At 38.1% G+C, this 15,359-nt stretch carries 15 protein-coding genes; 8 read left to right on the top strand and 7 right to left on the bottom strand.

The window, feature by feature from the left end; translation table 11 throughout:
• Nucleotides 1-18: 18 nt before the first annotated feature.
• The 4 genes from ACRDEC_RS02950 to ACRDEC_RS02935 form a co-directional block, all read right to left on the bottom strand.
• Complete coding sequence (locus ACRDEC_RS02950) at nucleotides 19-351, bottom strand: YciI family protein (protein ID WP_431496836.1); 333 nt, start codon at nucleotides 349-351, stop codon at nucleotides 19-21.
• 18 nt (nucleotides 352-369) lie between these two features.
• A complete protein-coding gene (locus tag ACRDEC_RS02945) occupies nucleotides 370-519 on the bottom strand; it encodes a hypothetical protein (RefSeq protein WP_431496835.1) in 150 nt (49 codons plus the stop codon).
• Nucleotides 520-548: 29 nt separating this feature from the next.
• The gene (locus ACRDEC_RS02940; protein ID WP_431496834.1) at nucleotides 549-1,301 is read right to left on the bottom strand and encodes an SDR family oxidoreductase; all 753 of its coding nucleotides are present in this window, start codon (nucleotides 1,299-1,301) and stop codon (nucleotides 549-551) included.
• A gap of 63 nt (nucleotides 1,302-1,364) precedes the next feature.
• Nucleotides 1,365-2,354, bottom strand: a complete 990-nt coding sequence (locus ACRDEC_RS02935) for a bestrophin family protein (protein WP_431496833.1) — start codon at nucleotides 2,352-2,354, stop codon at nucleotides 1,365-1,367.
• Between the two features lie 473 nt (nucleotides 2,355-2,827).
• Between ACRDEC_RS02935 and ACRDEC_RS02930 the strand changes: the two genes are divergently transcribed.
• The 6 genes from ACRDEC_RS02930 (at nucleotide 2,828) to ACRDEC_RS02905 (ending at nucleotide 9,296) form a co-directional block, all read left to right on the top strand.
• A complete protein-coding gene (locus ACRDEC_RS02930; protein ID WP_431496832.1) occupies nucleotides 2,828-3,427 on the top strand; it encodes a TlpA family protein disulfide reductase in 600 nt (199 codons plus the stop codon).
• 22 nt (nucleotides 3,428-3,449) lie between these two features.
• Entirely contained in the window at nucleotides 3,450-4,304 is an 855-nt protein-coding gene (locus ACRDEC_RS02925; protein ID WP_431496831.1) for a hypothetical protein, read from the top strand.
• A 109-nt stretch (nucleotides 4,305-4,413) separates the two neighbouring features.
• Nucleotides 4,414-5,016, top strand: a complete 603-nt coding sequence (locus ACRDEC_RS02920; RefSeq protein ID WP_431496830.1) for a PAS domain-containing protein — start codon at nucleotides 4,414-4,416, stop codon at nucleotides 5,014-5,016.
• Nucleotides 5,017-5,172: 156 nt separating this feature from the next.
• Nucleotides 5,173-5,931: a phosphatase PAP2 family protein gene (locus ACRDEC_RS02915; RefSeq protein ID WP_431496829.1), complete on the top strand. Its 759-nt coding sequence runs from the start codon at nucleotides 5,173-5,175 to the stop codon at nucleotides 5,929-5,931.
• A 119-nt stretch (nucleotides 5,932-6,050) separates the two neighbouring features.
• Complete coding sequence (locus ACRDEC_RS02910; protein WP_431496828.1) at nucleotides 6,051-6,851, top strand: hypothetical protein; 801 nt, start codon at nucleotides 6,051-6,053, stop codon at nucleotides 6,849-6,851.
• A gap of 165 nt (nucleotides 6,852-7,016) precedes the next feature.
• The gene (locus tag ACRDEC_RS02905; protein WP_431496827.1) at nucleotides 7,017-9,296 is read left to right on the top strand and encodes a CocE/NonD family hydrolase; all 2,280 of its coding nucleotides are present in this window, start codon (nucleotides 7,017-7,019) and stop codon (nucleotides 9,294-9,296) included.
• A gap of 46 nt (nucleotides 9,297-9,342) precedes the next feature.
• Here the strand turns inward: ACRDEC_RS02905 and ACRDEC_RS02900 are convergent, their stop codons facing one another.
• Nucleotides 9,343-9,909, bottom strand: a complete 567-nt coding sequence (locus ACRDEC_RS02900; protein ID WP_431496826.1) for a DUF6642 family protein — start codon at nucleotides 9,907-9,909, stop codon at nucleotides 9,343-9,345.
• A gap of 420 nt (nucleotides 9,910-10,329) precedes the next feature.
• Nucleotides 10,330-11,079: a hypothetical protein gene (locus tag ACRDEC_RS02895; RefSeq protein ID WP_431496825.1), complete on the bottom strand. Its 750-nt coding sequence runs from the start codon at nucleotides 11,077-11,079 to the stop codon at nucleotides 10,330-10,332.
• 228 nt (nucleotides 11,080-11,307) lie between these two features.
• On the opposite strand from ACRDEC_RS02895, the gene ACRDEC_RS02890 reads away from it, so the two are divergent.
• Nucleotides 11,308-11,871: a 2'-5' RNA ligase family protein gene (locus tag ACRDEC_RS02890; protein WP_431496824.1), complete on the top strand. Its 564-nt coding sequence runs from the start codon at nucleotides 11,308-11,310 to the stop codon at nucleotides 11,869-11,871.
• Here ACRDEC_RS02890 and ACRDEC_RS02885 read toward each other — a convergent pair whose 3' ends face one another.
• Nucleotides 11,872-12,270 carry a YchJ family protein gene (locus ACRDEC_RS02885; RefSeq protein ID WP_431496823.1) on the bottom strand — a complete coding sequence of 133 codons (399 nt, stop codon included), beginning with the start codon at nucleotides 12,268-12,270 and terminating at the stop codon, nucleotides 11,872-11,874. It abuts the gene before it with no gap.
• A 259-nt stretch (nucleotides 12,271-12,529) separates the two neighbouring features.
• Here ACRDEC_RS02885 and ACRDEC_RS02880 point away from each other — a divergent pair, with 259 nt between their 5' ends.
• Nucleotides 12,530-15,343, top strand: coding sequence for a TonB-dependent receptor (locus ACRDEC_RS02880; RefSeq protein WP_431496822.1), 2,814 nt, complete (start codon nucleotides 12,530-12,532; stop codon nucleotides 15,341-15,343).
• Nucleotides 15,344-15,359: the final 16 nt, after the last annotated feature.

Raw genomic sequence — 15,359 nt, 5'->3', positions numbered from 1 at the left:
ATTTATATACATTAAATATTATTCAATTGCCATTCTTATCTCGATGACAGCACCATAGCGCAGTGCCGGACAGCCTTTTGCAATGGCAACGGCTTCCTTGTAATCTTTGGCCTTTATTAAAAATAAACCTCCGATTGATTTTCTTCTTTCGGTTAACAGTTCATTGGGCTTTTCCTGATTTTGCCTTACAATATGACTTTCCAAATCCCATATTTTAGGCAGATTCACAAACTTATCCTGCACGGTAATGCTGCCAATCCAATCCCGGAACAATTGAGTTGAAGCCTCTATTGCTTCGGACAGAACTGCTGTTGCCAAATCATCATGAATCAGTATTAAAAATTCGTTCATTTTGCTTACTGGCTAATTTTACTTTTCTGAATCAGGCACTTCACCTTCTTTACTGATACTATCATCAATCCCTTCATCTCCTTCGTTTTTATCGTAATGATGCTTGGATGGAGGAGCGATACTTTTGCCTGTAAAAAACCTGTAGATTGCTAAAAATATTTTTTTCATGATTCTCTTTTTTAAAGTTTAAGAACAGATCATAGCTGACTTTGTTTTTTGAACCAATCTTCGTACCGGATGGAACCAATACGCGGATTATCGCCTGGTACCAGCGTTTTATCATTTAGTGCTGCCCCAAAATAGCGAGCATGAACATCCGTAACAACTTCCTGAGTGCTATGGGTTAATCCAAAGAATTTCCGAACCAATTCATCAAGGCGGAATTGTTCCGGTCCGGCAATTTCAATCGTACCATTAATTGGCGTTCCAGTTACAATGGGTACTATTGCTGCAACAACATCGTCAGAAGCAATGGGTTGTATGAGTGCCGGTGACATGTGAATCTTTTCTCCCACTATTCCTGACTGTGCGATCCCAGCTACGAATTCGAAGAACTGTGTAGAATGTACAATAGTGTACGGAATCTTAGCGGCTTTGATTATATTTTCCTGTACTTGCTTGGCACGGAAATAACCGCTTTCCTGAAGCCGTTCGGTCCCAACAACCGACAAAGCAATAAAATGTCCTATACCCGCCGAAGCCGATGCTGTCAGAAGATTATGTCCCGATGTTTGAAAAAAGGCCAAGACAGCATTATCTTCAAAAGAAGGAGCATTAGCCACATCAACTACAACCTGAGTTCCCTTCAGCGCTTCAGCCAATCCTTCTCCCGTAATGGTATTGACACCTGATGAAGGAGAAGCCGCTATTACTTCGTGTCCAAGCTGCCGAAGACTGTTAACTAATTTAGATCCAATAAGGCCAGTGCCTCCAATAACTGTTATTTTCATACTATTAATTTTAAGCTGCGCTCGATTTTAAGTTTTTACTTTCGATTAAAGAATGATGTTGTGTTACGGTTTTGATAAAGGAGGAATGTCTGTTTCTCCTAACATTTCTCTTAAATCCATTTCGGCCATATGACATAGTTGTGAAATGGGTACATCATTGGCATTTCCTTCAAATGGATTTTCTGTACTTTCACCAACTTGCACTAATGATGCATATATCCAGGAAAGAATCACACTGAAAGGGACAACAAGCCAAACCATATTCCCTTTCATTACGCCTTCGATACTTTCGTTGAGTTTGTCAAACTCTTTGAGCATTCCAAAAGGCAGCAAAAAGCAAAACAAACTGACCAAAAGAGTATTGATAATCGCATATTGTCTTGGGTACGGAGAATTTTTTATATGTTCACTCTTTGACTGCTGCACATAAAATTCCTTAACTGTTCGTTGCATTTCCACAAATTGAAGTACTACAATAGCCTGAGCATCGTAAAGTTCTTTTATTGTTTTACTTTGCAATGCCATGATTTGAGTTGACTTGTTTGCTGTTTTAAGAATTTGCTGCAATTCTTCGGCAGGCATGTATTTAGAAAGTTCGGTTTCAAGAGCTACCTCATGTTCTGGTACGGTGTAAAACTTCCGGTATTCTGCATTGTGTCTTTTCTCAGTTGTTTCCCAAACTCTATAGCCTCTCATTTCATAACGCAATGCCGTTAACCAGGCAAAATGACGGTAAATCAATTCTTTGGTTTTTTCCGGATTGTTCAGGAAATCCCTGCTCATAGTGCCCCAGATCCTGCTGCTGCTTAAAATGGCTGTCCAGATTTGATGCGCTTCCCAAGTCCTGTTATAGGTTTGCGTATTTTTAAAACCCACGATAAAGGCTGTAGCCGTTCCCAAAAGAGCTACCACAGTCCAAGGAATACTCAGCCATTTGAACCCTACAACCTGATACAATACAACAGGAATAACTCCTAAAAAAAGTAACTTATAAATACTTTTTCTTGTCCACACCAGAAACTCTGAAAGTTTATATGATTTACCTACATGCATATTTTATTTGTTCGTTATAACTATTTAGATAACAATCGAGATTTCAGAATTGGACAAGACAGTTGCCTTATTTCACACATAAAGTTAACACAAAAAACCGAATAGCTATTCAATCATTTAAAAATCAATTACTTATAACTTCAACCCAATAAAGTTTTTTTCTAATTTATTTTTTAAAAAAGTGAATTCGAAGCCCGAACAATTCCAATTATTACAGTCTTATAAAATCAGATAAATTCTTAAAAAATATTTTTTAACGTATTTCGTAGGTTTTATCTTGCATTTTATCGATTTTATTCGTAACATTGATTAAGTAAATTATAAGAATTTTTTTAACAAAATTGTTTTGACATTATTTATTTAAAAGTTTAAAAAAATAACTATTATGTATTCTTATAGTTAAAATTATTTTTTTATAAAAAACAACCAATCGTATCGTATTGCTTGAGTTTAAACCAAAAAACAATCAAATTATGGGAAAAAAAATACTTCTTGGCTTGTGGCTAACCATTATATTCGCCGCCATATCCGTTTTGTTTTGGGAGAATGAATACAAATACAGCCTGCCTACTCCGATTCCTAAAAATCATCATGATATTGCTATGGGAACGCTGATAGATTTAACAGAAAAGATTTCAGAAAAAAGCAAACCGATCTTCATTCACTTTTTCAACCCAGATTGTCCTTGTTCCCGTTTTAATGTGCCTCACGTAAGCGAATTGATTAAAAAATATGGAGATAGAATCAATTTCAATATTGTAGTTCTCAATAAGGAGAAAAATTTTACAGTAGCAGAAATCCAGCAAAAATTCAATGCGGATATTCCTGTTTTCTTTGATGAGGCTATTGCCGAAAAGTGTGGTGTTTTTTCTACTCCGCAGGCGGTTCTCCTTGATGCTTCACAAAAATTATATTATCGGGGAAACTATAACAAAACCAGGTATTGTACGGATGCCAGCACCAATTTTGCACAAATGGCTATCGACTCTCTGATACACCGGAATAACAATCCTTCGTTTGATGCTTTAGCACTGCGAAGTTATGGGTGCTCATTACCAAAATGCAACAAATAAAACCTAACCTTAATCTAATACTATGAAAACAAAAGCAAGTTTGAATGAACAAGATTACCTTCACAATTTTATGTCAACCATGACACAAAAATCAGACAATATTATCAACTACGTTCTTGCGGCTTATTTCCTCCTTGGAGTAGCTTTAGCCTTCAAATACGATACATGGGAAATTGGAATTGGAGTTGGAGCCCTGAATCTGATCGCTTATTATTCTGCAAAATTCTTTCTCAAGAAATCAAAACTTTACCAATATATTCTCGCCGTGATCCTGGCGGTATTTATGGCTCAATATATTTATCAGATGCATGGTATGTTCGAAATGCACTTTACCGTATTTATTGCCAGTACCATCCTGATTATTTACCAGAACTGGAAACTACAAGTACCGCTTACGCTTTTGGTAGTAGCTCATCACGGAGGATTGGCTTACTTACAAAACTATGTCTATAATGATCCAAACGGTCCTCAAGTCTATTTTTCACAGGTTAATTTTGATTTGGAAACATTCCTTGTCCACGTTGTACTGGCGGCAGTTGTGTTTATTATGAATGGCTATTGGTCTTACTATTTTAAAGAACACAGTGAAGTTCATATTTCTAAAATATCCGATGAATATGAATTGGAAAATATCAAACTGGCTTCTGCAAAATACAGTTCGCTGTCAGCCACAAATGAGTTCAATAATTTTGTTCACAAAACAGCTCAGGATTTAAGGTTTCCAGTCAATTCCGTATTGAATCTTATCGATGTTTCCAAAGAACAAACGGATAATGAAGTCCTCCTTGGCTATTTTGACCTGATTAAGGAAAATACGAAAAAGATTGACGTTCTGGTAAATGATATTCACGGTAAATCAGTCGACAGGGTTTCATAATTATTCGGAAAGAAAATCTTCCGGTGCTTTTTGAAAATACAATGGCATCAGAAACGGTTTTTGTTACCATTATTAAAAAGCTACAAATTAATTTTAAAATAACTATTTTATGGAAATACGAACTACACGCCCAAACCCTTCTGACAGGGAAGTTGATTGGAATAAAAACAAAGTACTGCTAAGTAAAACAGACACAAAAGGAACGATTTTATATGCTAATGAAGATTTTATTGACGTGTCGGGTTATGACGAGTTTGAGCTAATTGGGCAACCACACAATATCATACGGCACCCTGATATGCCAAAAGTAATTTTTAAGTTTTTATGGGATAGTATTAAAGCTAATAAAAACATCCATGCTATCATCAAAAACATGTCTAAAACAGGCAGATACTATTGGGTCATTACCGATTTTAAAATCATTGCCGATACTGATGGTGAAATTGCCGGATACTTCGGAACAAGAAAATCAGTGTCTGAAGAAATTGTTGTGAAGTTTATCGAGCCTATTTATAAGAAACTGCTGCATATAGAAGAAGTGAGTGGTATGTCTGCTGCTGAAGAATATCTTATCGGTTTTCTGGAAGAACGCAACAAGACTTATATGGAGTATATAGACCATTTGGTAGCCACTGGAAAAGACGATAAGGAAAAAATAAAAAAAGGATTCCTTAACGGCATTTTTGAGAAAAAGAATGGAGTTAAGAAATAGATTGAAGAAAATAAATAATAGAAAAAGACGCTTTGAGGCGTCTTTTTCTATTATTACAACTTGATAATCTTGTTATCTGATTAAAATATAATTACATTTAACTACATTGCATGCTATTATTTACCTTAGTTTAATAGTAATCCCAAAAATTACTGCATGAGAAAAATTATTTTACTGGTATTTTTATATTCCGTTCCCTTCACTTGTTTCGCTCAGGAAATCAAAGACAGAGATAGTATTGCTGTAGATACACTGCAAAACATTAAATTTAACTACAAACAGGTAGTAATTCCTGCCGTGCTCATTGGTTATGGTTTTTGGGGTATGGAAAGCGGGCAAATCAAAAATTTCAACCATCAGATCCGAGATAAAATAACCGATATAGACCAGAAGACAACTATTGATGATTTTTCTAGATGGGCTCCGGCAGCCTCCGTCTATGCCCTGAATGCCTTTGGAGTGGAAGGAAAAAACAACCTCAAAGACCGCTCTGTCATCTTTGTTACTTCTTATGTTATTATGGGTGGTACTGTGTTTGGGTTGAAATCGGTTACTCACATGGAACGGCCTGACGGAACTTCAAACAATTCTTTTCCCTCAGGACATACTGCAGCTGCTTTTGCCGGTGCCGAGTTTCTATATCAGGAATACAAAGACAAATCGATATGGTATGGCATTGCCGGCTATGCGGTAGCCACCGGAACGGGCTTATTTCGGATGTACAATAACAGACATTGGCTGACAGACGTTGCTGCCGGTGCCGGAATAGGTATTATGAGTACTAAAATAGCCTATTGGATTTATCCTTACGTAAACCGTACTTTATTTGGTGGAAAAGAGTCAAAATCAACCTCATTTATAGCTCCTTCTTATAATGGAAAACAGCTAAGCCTTTGTTTTGTAAAAATTTTTTAAGAATAACACACCGTTAAGCCGTGGATTTTATTTTCATTTTCATTATTTTAACTAAAAATATAAGAATTTTATGATTTTTAGTATATTCGCACCACCAAATATTTTCACAATTTCCTAAAATGAAAACAAATTGCCTATTCCTGCTTTTGAGTGTATTTTTTATCTCTTGTTCTTCAGACAGTTCGGGAGATGATTCTTCCGACCTTCCCGCTACGCTTTATTATCCGTCGAATACAGGAAATTTTTGGACCTATGATATCGAAGGAACTCCTTCCGGCAGGGATTCTCTTTATATTTCAAATGATACGGTAATCAATGCTCTTATTTATAAGAAATTCAAAACCAAAAACCAGCCACTAGGATTTTATTCCAATTCGCTTTCCAAAAACGGAGTACGAAAGTCCGGAGACCAATTATTAGTTTCAGGAAAACTGGGTCTGAACTTTACCGATCAGTTTCCGTTAAACATTACCCTCTCTGATTTTATTGCTTTTAAAGAAAGTGCCGCACCAAATGAAATTCTGGGTACAACTACCGGTTCTTTTCAGCAAACTGTCCAGGGATATCCTTTAACCTTTGACTATTCCCTGACCTCAAAAGCAATTGGTACACTTGCCAGCTTTACTTCTCCAAATACGGATGTATATCCGGATGTGAAATCAATAAGCGTTACTTTAAACTTAAAAATAACTACAATTTATCAAGCTCCTGGCCTTCCAATCTCAATACCAGTGACCATTTTACCTGCTCAGGATGTAATTATTTCAACTCAATACTATGCCAAAAATATTGGAGTAGTTCACACCAACACGGATATCCATTATCAATTGGCTTCGCTGCCTTCACAAATACAGCTGCCGATTCCAAGTTCCGGAAGCCAAAATCAGCAGGAGTTTTTAGATACTTATCATATCAATTAATTTTTTTTACAGGTAAAAGCCTGTTTTCCGTAACCATATGTTTCGTGTTTATCCTAAAATATAGGCGATGCAATTCTCAACATTGTCCTATTATTTTCATACACTGTAAGAACTTTATTACTATTTTTGAAATATAGAATAATAACACTCTTACAAATCCCAAATATGAACAAGAGAATCTTCCTGCTATTATGCTTTTTTTGCTTTTTGATAGGCAATGCACAAAAATTGTATTTTCCTAAAACCAATTATACAGACAGTATTACTATAGCAAAAAATTTGCCTGTCCTGGCTGATAAAATCATCACTGCCTATAAAGAAAAAGACCGGTCCGTTTATCTGGACAACATATTTAGAATCCAGTTTGCAGCCCAAAAGTATAATGACATGCAGGCTACACTGAACGCTTTCGGACGGGAAATTTTGGGTGACAGTACCAAAAATAAATACCTTGGTTTCGGATATAAAGTACACGCCAATACTATAGCCCGAAAGCCGAAAACCAAATCGGAATTTGAATCAACGTTCAATACGGTATTCCACAGCTTATACAAGCAATTGCCTAAAGAGGACCAACCTGCTGCAGACAGCTTTTATACTGGCTCACTGGCAGATATCAAAGCTGGGTTCGAACTTCAGGTCAAAACTGCCCAAGCCAGTGACAGTATCGCTATTGAAGATGCTATTACCTTATGCAGAAGTTATGCTTTTTATACTTTTTCTTCTGCTACTCTTTCTTTGGGCAAAAAAATATTGGATGCCTATGAAAAGGAGAAATACATCATTGACAACAATATTATCATCACACTTCCTAACGGTAGTACTATAGCTGGTACCATGGTACGAAACAGGACAATAACCGAACCGCAGCCTGTTGTGATGATGTACAATATTTATGCAAGTATCGAACTGCGATTATGCAAAGAAATAGCCAACAGAGGTTATGTAGGTTTTATTGCCAATACCCGAGGAAAGCGGCTGAGTAATGATCCTATTGAACCTTACGAACACGATGGCGACGATGCCTATCATATCATCGATTGGGTAAGCAAACAAACTTGGTGCAATGGCAAAATAGGAATGTACGGCGGTAGTTATTTAGGCTTTAGCCAATGGAGTACTGTCAAAAAAGTACATCCGGCCCTAAAAACCATTGTTCCTCAGGTGTCTGTGGGCGCAGGTATCGATTTTCCAATGCAAAACGGCGTTTTTATGAGTTATGCTCTGCGATGGATTCATTTTGTAGCCAACAATAAATTAATCGATAGAGATGCCTTTGGAAATAGCAGCAAGTGGGATGCTATTTTTACGGAATATTTCAAAAAAGGCAGTGCTTTTCGCTCGCTAGACCGTATTGAAGGTAAACCTTCAGTATTGTTTCAGCGATGGCTGGATCATCCGGATTATGATGCCTATTGGCAAAATATGACTCCGCAAAAGGAAGCGTTCGGACAAATCAATATACCGATACTTACCACAACAGGATATTATGACGACGACCAGTTAGGCGCGATGTATTATTACAAACAATATCAGAAATGGAATAAAAGTGATAATTACTACCTGCTTATCGGTCCATACGACCATGGAGGGGCACAAGGACACCCAAGCAGCCAATTGGGAGGCCATACGATTGATGAAAAGGCAAACATTTCTATTACCGATGTCGTTTTCGAATGGTTTGATCATATTTTAAAAGAAGCGAAACGTCCTGAAATACTGAAAGACAAAGTAAACTTTCAGGTTATGGGAACAAACGAATGGAAACATGTACCTGCTCTGGATCAAATGCACAACCAGCAATTGACTTTCTATTTGGGCACGGAAAACCAAAAACCTGCTTTACTCCAAATAGCACCCAAAAAGACAGGCAGCATTGCACAAACCGTCGATTTTAAAGACCGCAGCGAAATCAATATCTATTCAGACAGTAACTTATGTGGTTTTACTGCCATAAACCATGAGAGTTTAAACCCTGAAAAACAAATGCTGGTTTTTGAAAGCAAACCAATAACAGCTCCCCTTACCATTAGCGGTTCATTGTCGGCTTCACTCAAGGTAAGCAGCAATAAAAAAGATCTGGATATTGTGATTCAATTGTATGAAAAAACTCCGGACGGGCATTATTTTGCTTTAACCAATAACCTGCAAAGAGCAAGTTATACCAAAGACCGATCCAAAAGACAATTACTGAAACCCAACAAAACAGAAACTATTACATTGCATAATACTTTTATTATTTCCAAACAATTGCAGAAAGGAAGTTCAATAGTCATTGTGCTTGGAGTCAATAAAAACCCGAATTGGGAAGTCAATTACGGTACCGGGAAAGCGGTAAGCGAAGAAACAATGAAAGATGCAGCCATACCATTAGAAATCAAATGGCATAATGACAGCAGTATTAGCATTCCTATTTTAAAGGATGCCATACAGGGGACCAACTAAATCCCAGTTTCCGTTGCCTGAAGTTCTCGAGGGCAACGGGAATTACTCAATAGTACAATGTAAATCCTAACGTTTTAGACAGCGCATATTGTTTCTGGTACAATTCCTCTACGATATCAACCACATCATCATGCTCTTGGCACAAATCAAAAAAGACACAATCCAGCACCGTACTCAAAATAGGAACGGACTGACTGTAACCTGAAACTGCCCTCGCTCCTGTTACATCTATAAAATACTGCGCGGCATCTTCGCTCAATTCTAAGTTCATGGTATTGGCAAAATGCAATATTTTTCCTTTTAGCTTTCCTTCAAAAACTTCGGCAATTTCTTCAAGGCTGTAGTAATAATGGTTTAAAATAATACTATTTTCTTTACCTCCAAAGACTAGGTAAATGATACTATAATCACTGAAATTATTATCTCCGTACAACAACGCACTCAAACTTTCTTCCAGTCCTTCGATAGTGTCACAGGTTTTATAAATACTTGTAATTCTTTGTTGCAGGGCCAAGGATTCTAAGGCTGGTAAAATGGGGCTATGATGGCTTGCATCAATATCTGCAACACCTTCCAGGCAAAAAAGTTTCAAATTTTCAATATCGTAGGGCATCTCGATAATTTTTAAGTCGTCATTTTTTTAGAAAGCCCTAATGTGGAAAAGCTTTCCAATGTACAAAACTACTAAAATCAATGTAATGCTATTGTTAATATCTGTAAAATCACTATCTGGGCCAGTTTGTGCGTTACCATAAAAAGACACTAACAATAATGCAAATAGTAGTTTTTTCTTCATCAACTTTGGTTTAAGTTGAGAATGTATCTTTTTTTGATGGATTGAATTTTGCTTTAGAGATATTTAACTATTTCATTATGAGTGCAACACAGTAGGGTTGTCATTGCAAACGCAACGTAGAGAAGCAACCTTACTGCAGCGATAATCCATCCCCAATTCCCCCACCACAAAAAAACAAAAACCCCATACTCAACAGCACAGGGTTTCAAAAAAATCAAAAAGCAGAAAACAAACAACCTACACCACCTCTAAGATATTTAACACGTTATATTCCTCATTCTTCAAAGAATACTGTACCCCGTTCACTTGCTGATAGAACGAAATCAGCAGCAGGAAAAACTGCTGTCCGCTTCCGGCAGGTATATTCGCCGGCGTCAGCGTAACGCTTGTTAGAGTCAGGTTCAGCGGTTTGTTCACTATAGGGCTGTACGCAATCTCTGAATCTTTGGTGTCAAAATCCAATACCAGTATGGCACTCTGAAAGCTCACATGCGTCGCACCCTCTAGAAAATGCACCTGTTCTGATGGAATAAAATTCGTCAGACTGACAACCCCAGTATTCATATTCAATGAGTAAGGAGCAAAAAGTACGCCGTTCAGATGCGCATTGGCATTAAAATCAAAACCGCGCAATACCTGTTTTCCTTCTGCTGTCTCAAGACCAACACTCACTCTCCCCGACCCTCTCAGCGAAACCGCATCCGTATTTTTAACCTGTAGCATCACACCCATCAGCCTGCTGGTAAGCTTACTGTCCTTCGCTTTAAGCACCATACTTCCCAATGCATTTCGCAACGCTTTCCCACTGGTACCGCTGTGCCCAAACTCTAAATTATTTTCCCTCGTACGTACAAAATTGGGTTCGCTGCCAATTCGCTCTTTAGAGATGTCCCCTTTTTTACGCACATAACTTACCCCGTCTATTTTGTAGAACGTCAAACCTTCTACTGTTCCTTCGATCTTAATGATCCAGCTAACTTTTGCCATCTTTTTATATTTTAATAGATTAATAATACAAAAGCAGCAACAAAGGCCAAGCCAGAATTTCGTGTCATTTCCGAAATCGTCACAAGGGTACCTCGTCACTTCAATGAGTAGTACTGTTTAATTGTTGTACCTATTGAAAGTTCCGAAGCGAACAGTCGTATCCGAACTAATTTCTTTATTTTTGGGAGCGTATTCCAACTACCATAACAAAAACCATTACTTGTTGCAATGAAATCACTTTATTCCATCGCCATACAGCCTTCTGAAGAAATTATTGCTTCGGTTAAATTGATGAAAGAACAATTGGCAGCAAAAATAGGATGGTTCAACAGCAAGAACTCCCTCGCCCACATCACACTCAATGAGTTTGAGGCTTCGGATGCTGATCTGTTAAGAATTAAAAAACAGCTGACCCAACTATGTGACAGCCTGCACCCTACTCAGGTTTCTTTTACTTCTTATGGCAATTATCCTAACAATGGCGCCTTCTTTCTCGCGCCGGATGAAGAATCTAAAAAGGATCTGAAAGTCATTATGAAGCACATTAATGACGGTTTAAAAGCACCATCCAAGTTCAAAAGCAGTGACCCGCACATGTCTATAGCAAGGCGGTTATCTCCGGAGAAGCTGGCTGTAGCCGATGGGTTCTTCCCTCCTGCTGACTTTTCATTTTTATGCGATAGTGTGGTACTGCGGGAATTCAACCCGGAAAGAAAACAGTTTGAAGTAACGGAGGCTTTTACATTCAATGGCAATACCTCATCGGTATTTGTACAGGGAAGTCTATTCTAATCAATACCATTCCCCGTCCACATAGTACCAATTCTCACCTTCTTTCTTAAATGCAGATTTCTCATGATGGACCATTGGTGCCAGCTTACTATTTAAATAATAGGCTTTAAACTCCACAATGGTTGCTGAGGCTGTAACGATTTCGAGTTTTACCCAATGGTTTTCGGAAGCAAAAGCAAGTGTTTCCTTCTTGTCATGGTCTTTTCTAACCGAAGCATGCGTCGTTGCTATAAGATAATCGGCATCCTGAACACAATACGCTGAGTAACGGGAACGCATTAATGCTTCTGCTGTAGGGGCTTTTTCCTTCCCTGAAATCAAGGGCTGGCAACAATCTTCAAATGGTTTTTGGGAACCGCAATGGCATTTTTCCAAGGTGTTATTCTTTTCTTGTGTCATGAGACAAAAATAGATAATCTTATAGTGCTTACCACATCTCTCTTCACAAATAACACAATATAAAAGTAACCTTTTTATAATATCAGACCCTTTTCTGCACCTTCTTTTTTGGCCAAAAAGCAACAACAATCTACTGGTTTTATGACAATTACAGCAATTATTAGGATACAATGCAAAAACAATCTATTAGTAATGTGTTCTTAACGCTCATTTTATGTTACAGTCATAGGTTTGCCGGCTTAAACAACATCTTTAACTTATGAAAAAACTATTCTTTTTGTTTTTAATTTGCACCCTGATGCCCTCAGCTTATGCTCAGAAGAAAGGGATTATATCAGGAAAGATTACCGATGTGGAAGGGAAGATTTCATTACCCGGAGCCATTGTCCGTTTGCTGAATTCCAACAACCGCTACACTGTATCGGATTATACCGGGGATTATCAGTTCCTGAACGTACCGGCCGGAACCTATCAAATGGAAGTACAATACATTGGTTACCAATCAAAAACACAGGAAATCACTATATCGGAAGGCAAAAATACTATTGCTAACATTGCTTTAACTACACAAACCGAAGACCTCAAAGAAGTGGTTGTTACCGGTGCTTCTTTAAAAGGACAGGCAAGAGCAATCAACCAGCAAAAGAACAACCGAAATATTACTAATGTTATTTCTTCAGATCAGGTAGGCCGCTTCCCCGATGCCAATATAGGAGATGCTTTAAAAAGGGTTCCTGGAATTACCATGCAAAACGATCAGGGCGAAGCACGTAATATCATTATCCGTGGTTTGGCTCCTTCTTTAAACTCCGTTACTTTAAATGGAGATCGTATTCCTTCTGCCGAAGGTGACAATCGAAATGTGCAAATGGACCTTATTCCTTCTGATATGATTGCGACCATTCAGGTAAACAAAACCCTGACTCCGGATATGGATGCGGATGCTATTGGTGGTTCGGTGAATTTGGTTACTCGTGCTACTCCGAATACCGAAAGGATTTCAGCTACTTTGGCTGGTGGTTACGGCCCTATCCGAGAAAAAGGAAACTATACAGGTGGTCTTGTCTATGGAAACCGCTACCTGAAAAGCAACTTCGGAATGGTATTGAGCGGTTCTTACAATGTTAACAATTATGGCTCCGATAATATTGAAGCTTCTTGGGTAAAGGACGACTTTACTAACGTGTATGTAGAAGATGCTGAAATCAGAAGATACGATATCCAACGAATCCGTCGCAGTTTCTCTGCTGCTTTGGATTATAAATTCAATGACAACAATATCCTTTTTGCCAATGCTATTTACAATTGGAGAGACGATAGAGAGAATCGTTTTGGTGCTGTTTACGATGGTATGGAACCTGAATACACAGGAGAAATAATCACTGGTTTTACAGGAAGTGTGGTACGCCAGAACAAAGGTGGTATCGGCAATAACCGAAACAAAGACAGCCGCCTTGAGGAACAGCGTGTGCAGAATTATGCTTTGCGTGGCGAGCATTTATTAAGTGCGAAACTGGACTTAGACTGGTCTGTAAACTATGCTACTGCGAAAGAATATGCGCCCAACGAGCGTTATATCGAATTTGAACAGGAAGACGTTATCTTCTCTCAGGACCTCAGCAATCCCCGTAAACCTTTTATTGTACCTGCCGGTGAAGATGCTTCAGAATCGGAATTGGCTTCTTTAACTGAAAATACAGATAATACACATGAAAGCGAACTGGGTGCCAAAATCAATATCCGTTTTCCTTTTTCTGCTGTTAATGGTGAGAAAGGACGCTTGAGAACCGGCCTTCGCATGCGTATTAAAGACAAATCCAGAGAGAATATTTTCTATTCTTATGAGTCACTAAATGACCTTACTCTTGCTGATGTGCCTACTTCTTATTATGGAGGTAACGGCTTTAACCCCGGAAGTCAATATGTACCTGGCTTGTTTGCTTCTGCTTCTTATGTTGGAAGTTTAGACCTTAACAACCCTGCTCTATTTGAAGGTGAACTGGATCCGTCAGAGTACTTAGCGGTTAACTATAAAGCCAAAGAGAATATATATGCAGGTTACCTGCGCTGGGATCAGGATTTCAACAGCAAGCTTTCCATGATAGTGGGTGCTCGTGTAGAGCACACTGCTATTGAGTACACAGGAAACAGGGTTTTAGATGAAGAAGAACTGGAAGGAACGATCAATACTTCCAATTCTTATACTAACATTTTACCTAGCCTTTCATTCAAATACGATGCAAATAAAGATTTAGTATTTCGTGCCGCATTGACTACTGCATTGGCTCGTCCGGACTACTATGCACTGGCTCCGTATATCAATAACATCGCCGAAGATGCCGAAATAGAAGCAGGAAATCCGGAATTGAAAGCTACTTACTCTTACAATTTTGATCTGATGGGAGAGAATTACTTTAAATCGGTAGGTTTGTTCTCTGCTGGTTTCTTCTACAAAGAATTAGACGATTTTATTTATACATATAGTAACAATCAATACACTACTGCTGACTTCGCACAGGACTTCCCTACGCAAGCCAACCCTATTCCAACTGGAGAGAACTGGAGTTTTATCCAATCCAGAAACGGAGATAAAGTAAATGTATATGGTTTTGAGGTAGCTTTTCAAAGGCAATTGGACTTTCTTCCTACAGCATTTTTAAAAGGTTTTGGCGTATATGCCAACTATACTTACACGCAATCCAAAGCGAAAGGAATTGCTGACGAAGACGGTAACGAAAGAAAAGATGTAGTATTACCCGGAACAGCTCCTCATATGCTAAATGGCTCTCTTTCTTGGGAAAATAGTAAATTCTCGGCCAGAGCATCGGCTAATTTCACATCTGACTATCTGGACGAATTAGGTTCTGATGATTTTAATGATAGTTATTACGATAAACAATTCTTTCTGGATATGAATGCTTCGTATAAAATTACCAAAAATATCAGGATATTTGCTGAAGCCAACAATATCACTAACCAGCCTTTGCGTTATTATCAAGGGATTACTTCCCGTACAAAACAGCTGGAGTATTATCAGGCAAGGTATAATCTTGGTCTTAAATTAGACTTCTAATCATCACAACAATGCA

Source organism: Flavobacterium sp., assembly GCF_050696275.1.
Lineage (GTDB): Bacteria > Bacteroidota > Bacteroidia > Flavobacteriales > Flavobacteriaceae > Flavobacterium.
This window is presented reverse-complemented; position numbering and strand designations above follow the sequence as displayed.

Coding starts and splice junctions, on each gene's coding strand:
- ACRDEC_RS02950 (WP_431496836.1), bottom strand. CDS start 351: ATGAACGAATTTTTAATACTGATTCATGATGATTTGGCAACAGCAGTT.
- ACRDEC_RS02945 (WP_431496835.1), bottom strand. CDS start 519: ATGAAAAAAATATTTTTAGCAATCTACAGGTTTTTTACAGGCAAAAGT.
- ACRDEC_RS02940 (WP_431496834.1), bottom strand. CDS start 1,301: ATGAAAATAACAGTTATTGGAGGCACTGGCCTTATTGGATCTAAATTA.
- ACRDEC_RS02935 (WP_431496833.1), bottom strand. CDS start 2,354: ATGCATGTAGGTAAATCATATAAACTTTCAGAGTTTCTGGTGTGGACA.
- ACRDEC_RS02930 (WP_431496832.1), top strand. CDS start 2,828: ATGGGAAAAAAAATACTTCTTGGCTTGTGGCTAACCATTATATTCGCC.
- ACRDEC_RS02925 (WP_431496831.1), top strand. CDS start 3,450: ATGAAAACAAAAGCAAGTTTGAATGAACAAGATTACCTTCACAATTTT.
- ACRDEC_RS02920 (WP_431496830.1), top strand. CDS start 4,414: ATGGAAATACGAACTACACGCCCAAACCCTTCTGACAGGGAAGTTGAT.
- ACRDEC_RS02915 (WP_431496829.1), top strand. CDS start 5,173: ATGAGAAAAATTATTTTACTGGTATTTTTATATTCCGTTCCCTTCACT.
- ACRDEC_RS02910 (WP_431496828.1), top strand. CDS start 6,051: ATGAAAACAAATTGCCTATTCCTGCTTTTGAGTGTATTTTTTATCTCT.
- ACRDEC_RS02905 (WP_431496827.1), top strand. CDS start 7,017: ATGAACAAGAGAATCTTCCTGCTATTATGCTTTTTTTGCTTTTTGATA.
- ACRDEC_RS02900 (WP_431496826.1), bottom strand. CDS start 9,909: ATGCCCTACGATATTGAAAATTTGAAACTTTTTTGCCTGGAAGGTGTT.
- ACRDEC_RS02895 (WP_431496825.1), bottom strand. CDS start 11,079: ATGGCAAAAGTTAGCTGGATCATTAAGATCGAAGGAACAGTAGAAGGT.
- ACRDEC_RS02890 (WP_431496824.1), top strand. CDS start 11,308: ATGAAATCACTTTATTCCATCGCCATACAGCCTTCTGAAGAAATTATT.
- ACRDEC_RS02885 (WP_431496823.1), bottom strand. CDS start 12,270: ATGACACAAGAAAAGAATAACACCTTGGAAAAATGCCATTGCGGTTCC.
- ACRDEC_RS02880 (WP_431496822.1), top strand. CDS start 12,530: ATGAAAAAACTATTCTTTTTGTTTTTAATTTGCACCCTGATGCCCTCA.